The sequence below is a fragment of the Candidatus Palibaumannia cicadellinicola genome (assembly GCF_002855795.1).
Taxonomy (GTDB): Bacteria; Pseudomonadota; Gammaproteobacteria; order Enterobacterales; family Enterobacteriaceae; genus Baumannia; species Baumannia cicadellinicola_C.
Genome location: NZ_NJPO01000093.1, coordinates 1 through 1,595, shown reverse-complemented (window position 1 = coordinate 1,595; position 1,595 = coordinate 1). Strand labels below are relative to the sequence as shown.

Genomic DNA, 1,595 nt, shown 5'->3' with positions numbered 1-1,595 from the left:
ATGATCATCGATATTTTAGTACTATGTACACATATTAGTAAAAAATAATATTAATAACTTTAGTTATTATATAATTATATTATTATTATGTATGCAAACACTTGAATAGTTCTCATAATTGTTAGGAACAAAAGATGGAAACAGTTAGGAAAAATAGCTTAGAAGAAATTAATAGTACTATTCCAGTCCCTACTGGGAAAGCAAGATTTATTAAAAAGCTATTTGCTTTCTCTGGTCCTGGAGCATTAGTTGCAGTAGGTTATATGGATCCAGGTAACTGGATTACTTCTATCCAGGGTGGTGCCCTGTATGGTTACTTATTATTATCAGTAATTTTAATTTCTAGCTTAATAGCGATGCTATTGCAAGTTATGTGTGCAAAGCTAGGAATTGTCACCGGTATGGATTTAGCACAAGCGACAAAAGCACTAGTTGGACGACGAATCGCTATTGTTTTATGGCTTACTACTGAGCTAGCTATTATTGCTACAGAAATGGCAGAGATTATCGGAAGTGCCATTGCTCTTAACTTATTATTTAATATCCCATTATTATTAGGTGTCGTTATTACAGTAGTAGATGTACTTCTGCTGCTTGCTTTAATAAAATTTAGTATAAGAAAAATTGAAGCTTTAGTATTTTGTTTAATTGCAACTATTTTTATTATTTTTTCCTATGAAGTAGCCCTAACTAATCCTAATTTATCTTTAATAATACGTTCATTTATTCCGCAAACTGAGATTTTAACTGCCCATGTGTCTGGCGGCGATTCTGCTTTTTTTATTGCTCTAGGAATTGTAGGTGCTACAGTCATGCCACATAATCTTTATTTACATTCTTCTATTGTTCAGTCACGTCAATATACTAGGGAAGATCCTCAAGCCTTAGAAGAAGCAATTCGTTACGCTACCATTGATTCAAATATGCAGTTAAGTTTTTCATTTATTATTAATTGTCTGTTGTTGATTCTGGGCGCATCTTTGTTTTTTGGTAAGAATCCAGAAGATATTGGTAGGTTTGCTCAGCTTTATAATGCATTACAAGATCATAATATGGCTGGTGCTATAGCCAGTTCTACACTAGCTACGCTATTTGCAATAGCATTACTAGCGTCTGGGCAAAATGCCACTATTACTGGAACATTGACCAGTCAAATTGTTATGGAAGGCTTTATTAATGTTACTTTACCGCTATGGCAACGCCGGATAATAAATCGGGTGATAGCTATTATACCAATCATAACTGGTATTTATTTGTGGGGTGAAAAAGGAGAAATCATAGAAAAACTACTCGTTTATACTCAGATTTTTTTGAGCATAGCGCTACCTATTTCTATGTTACCGCTATTATATCTGACATCATCTAGAAAACTAATGGGTAGCTTTGTTAATGGTAAGACATTTATTATCGTAGGTTGGTTGGCTAACGCAGTTCTTATAGTGCTAAATATTCAATTAATTATTAAAACTATGAATATGTTGTTAAGTTAATATCTCATGTATGTATCTATCTATATTACAATACAGTGCATATATTTTAATAAAAACATGTAGTTACGTTAATTAACTATCAAGAGAAAATTATCAATTTTTTCG

At 32.3% G+C, this 1,595-nt stretch carries 1 protein-coding gene; it reads left to right on the top strand.

The annotated features are described in order from the left end of the window. Positions 1-134 precede the first annotated feature (134 nt). Positions 135-1,490 (top strand): Nramp family divalent metal transporter, encoded by a 1,356-nt coding sequence (locus CEX73_RS01845; protein ID WP_101626902.1) that lies wholly within the window; start codon positions 135-137, stop codon positions 1,488-1,490. The last annotated feature ends 105 nt before the right edge of the window (positions 1,491-1,595 follow it).